The sequence below is a fragment of the Polynucleobacter sp. MWH-UH25E genome (assembly GCF_018687095.1).
GTDB lineage: Bacteria > Pseudomonadota > Gammaproteobacteria > Burkholderiales > Burkholderiaceae > Polynucleobacter.
In genome coordinates this window covers 1,683,170-1,687,130 of record NZ_CP061286.1, presented here as the reverse complement: position 1 = coordinate 1,687,130, position 3,961 = coordinate 1,683,170, and the positions used below count along the sequence as shown (strand labels likewise).

Below are 3,961 nucleotides of genomic sequence, written 5' to 3'. Positions count from 1 at the left end.
GGTCTCGATCGCTGGTTTAGTCGTCAAAGATGGCGAAAACTATGTAGCGGTGAGCGAAGACAATGCGCAAGGCAACTTTGCGGTTAGCACACTTGCCCATAGCGATAGCTTTACTGTGGCCGATGACCATGTGGTGGTCAGCTTAGCGCCAACAAGCACCCATGATGCAATCATCTCCGATGAAACCAATAGCGTTGGTTACACCATTAGCGTTGATGCTGGTAGCCAAGCTAGTACCGCTGGTGTTTATGCCGATGTGGTGGTCAATGGTGAGCATCAATACATTGCACTTAATAACGGCAATACCTTCTCGATCAATACAAGTGGAGAGCAGCATGGCCAGGCGTATAGCGTCTCGATCGCTGGTTTAGTCGTCAAAGATGGCGAAAACTATGTAGCGGTGAGCGAAGACAATGCGCAAGGCAACTTTGCGGTTAGCACACTTGCCCATAGCGATAGCTTTACTGTGGCCGATGACCACATTAATGCAGTGATTGCAGGCAATCTCATGTACGGTTTACCAACTCTGTCCGCCCCAGGCGGTTGTGAAGGTAAGCATGAGGGAGATGATGGTGTTTCTAAGGATGAAAGTGGTCTTTATAAAGTTACATCTGGAGATTTCTCGAAACTCTTCCATGTTTCTTTAAGTGGCACTAACCCAGAAATTTCCGTATCCGATGTTTCTTTGAAATACTCTCTCGGGATAAATTCAGCTGTGCCAACTGGTTTAACCAATGGTGGCACAGAGATACATCTATATAGCGTTAACAATACTATTGTCGGAGCAACGTCACTCAGTAATGCTTCTTCGCACCCAATCTTTACGGTAAGCGTTGATTCAAATACCGGAGTAGTGAGCTTTAAGCAATATCTTTCAGTCGATGCTGTAGAGTCAACCGCTGGTAGAGCAGAATACAACTGCAATACATCTAATCATGAGTATTCGGGTGATCATGAAAATATTGGCTTGCCTACTGGCGCCATTTTACTAACCGCTACTCCAGTTATTCCTGCCAATAAGGCGGAAGACTTGAGTGGAGCACCTGATACGGTTTCAATTGGATCTGCTGTCAAAGTATCTTTTGAGATTCATGATAGTTATGAAAATATTAAATCTTGCAGCTCCGAGACTCTTAAGGAGTGCACCAAGATCTCCTTTACCGGATCCTTGGATGACAACAAAGTTCAATCTATATCCAATGATGCTAACTTAAAAGATAAGTGCGACTTTAGTGAAGTAAAAGACACCTGCTGTGTAAATGCCGATAATGCGAAGTTCTTGCATGATCGCGGTTGCGATTCAGGTAAGCTGACCGTTACCGACAGTGTTGACAAAATTTACTCACATCGCAGTGATGATTGGATTAATACTGCGCAAGTCAAGGTTTCGGATAGTGATGCGTCACGCCTTGATCATTTGACAGTTGATGAGGCACTTTGCCTTAAATCTTGTAACGCCGATTTGGGCGGTCGATCATACAAAATTGTCGATACTGCAAAAAATATTGAAGCGCACATTGATGATGATGCCGTTAAGCATGCCTCAGAAGCTCGTCTAACCGATGCCCCAGAGACGCTTAGCCTCAGTGATAGAGCCTTACTTTCGAAGCTGAGTACCGTTACTAATTTGGATCATCCATCAGATATTGGTAACCCCGTTAATCATGACGTAACTCAAGATAACTCCAAGGCTCAGTTAACTGCTACTGGCAAGCTGTCTATAAGCGACCCCGATGGTCAAAATACATTTAAAGCCGCCACTTATAGTAAGGAGGGTAATTTAGGTAAATTGACGGTGGAGTCTAATGGCAATTACACCTATTCAGTGTACAACGCTCAGGTCAAAACCATGGGTGCAAGTGCCACTAAGAATGAGACATTCACCATTCAGTCTACTGATGGCACTACGAAGGATGTAACCTTTACCATTCATGGAATTAACGACGCTCCAACTGTAACCGCAAATACCCCAGAAACCATGATTATGGGCACCTCCAAGTCTATTGACTTGTTGGCCCATGCAAGCGATCTTGACACTGGAACAATGTTACAGGTTGACGCAAGCACCCTAAGCACAACGGTCAGCGGCCTCAGCAGTGGCTCTATACCTTCGGGCCTCTTTACATTAGGTGCTGATGGCAAGCTGACTGTTGATACCAGCAAGTTATCGTCATTAATGACAGGCAGCAGTAAAACACTTACCGTCAATTACGACATTATCGATGGTGATGGTGGGCGTGTTCATCAAACAGAAACAATTACCGTTACCGGAAAATCATTGGGTTCTGTTGTGCAGGGCACCCATACTGGCGCTGGTGAGGCAGAGTCAGAAGGTCACTTGTCGCTTGGCGATCACGTTAAGATCAATAGCGTTTCCGGAATTAATTCATCGGATTTAATTGGTAAATTAACTTTCTCAGACGATGGTGAGTATAAATATTGCGTCACTGATAAAGCATTACAAACTTACCTAAAAACCCATCCTAATTTTGATGTTCATACGGATAACTTCAGCGTTAGCTATACCAATACAGAGACAAAGCAAACCTACACCCAGACATTGTCATTTGACATCCATGGTACTCAGTCTTCTGAGTACCAAGAAAGAAACGCGGTTGGTGGCGCTAATGCAACTAAATACTCTGGTCACGTTGAAGATGGTTATATTGCTGGTGCTACCGTATTTGCTGATGCTAATAATGACGGCATCCTTAATAATGGTGAAGCATTCGCTATTACTGACGCTACCGGTGGATTTACTCTGGTAGGCGGTACAGGTAATCTTGTGATGACGGGTGGTATTGATATCACTACAGGATTGGCAAATAAGATCACGATGAGTGCGGTAGGGGGCTCGAGTGTTGTTACCCCGCTCACCACTTTGATCAATAACCTAGTAGCTAATAATGATTTAGGCTTAACCGCGCAAGATGCATCAGCGCTCTTGGCAAAACAGCTAGGACTTTCAGCGTCGATTGATCTATCAACTTACGATCCTGTCACTGCAGCACTAACCGGGGATGCCAACGCAGCGAAAATTTTTGCTGCTGCTGTCCAGGTTGAAAATACGATTGTCCAGGCTGCAGCTCTCGTTGGCACTGCTACTGGTGCAAATACTGCAGATACCGCAAATGCACTGTTTAGTTCATTTGCCAATGCCTTGGCTAGCGCACCCACTACAGGTGGTGTGTCTGTGCTTTCAGATGCTGCGACTTTGGGTACAGTGATGACCAGTGCGGCGAGTAGCTTGACCTCATCTGCGTCAGCACTGAGTACAATTGCGAATGCTGCTACCAGCGTCTCAAGCTTGATTGTTAGCACTAACAATATTGTTTCAAACTCTATTGCGAATGCAGACCCAAGTGCGAACATTGCAGATGTATTAACTAGCGTGATTCAGGTCGGCAGTGCTGCTCAAGGATCCTTGGCTAATCAAATTGCATCCGCTGTTGCAAGTGGCACAAGCTTAAGCACTCTACCAAGTGGAGATGCATTAACAACCTTGGTTGCTGCGCAAGCGGCTACTGTAGTAACTCCAAGTCACTACAACGCGATTTCTGGTGATAACTACATCAATGCAGCTGAGGCAGTTGCTGGCGGCGTATCGGTTGCTGGGGTTGCTGCAGCCAATAGCATCATTACCCTCAATATTGGCACTTTGACTAACCTACCAGTAATTGCTGATGCAAATGGTAGCTGGAGTTACACCTTATCTTCTGCGGATATATCGGGATTGGGTAATGGTACGCAAACAGTCAGCGCTACCGCAACCGTATTAAATGTAGATGGATCCGTAGCCGGTACCGCAAATTTAGGTACGCAGAACTTTGTTATTGACACCGCAGCACCGAATGCTCCAAGCATCACTAGCTTTGTCACAGACTCTGGCACGATCAACGATCACTTGACCAATGATCCAACCCCGATGTTGCAAGGTACTGGTGAAGCAGGGGCTACCATT

1 protein-coding gene is annotated in these 3,961 nt (G+C 45.5%); it reads left to right on the top strand.

What is annotated here, in order from left to right; translation table 11 throughout:
• The coding region (locus ICV39_RS08725; RefSeq protein WP_215389700.1) for a VCBS domain-containing protein at window positions 1-3,961 on the top strand (3,961 nt) is incomplete at both ends.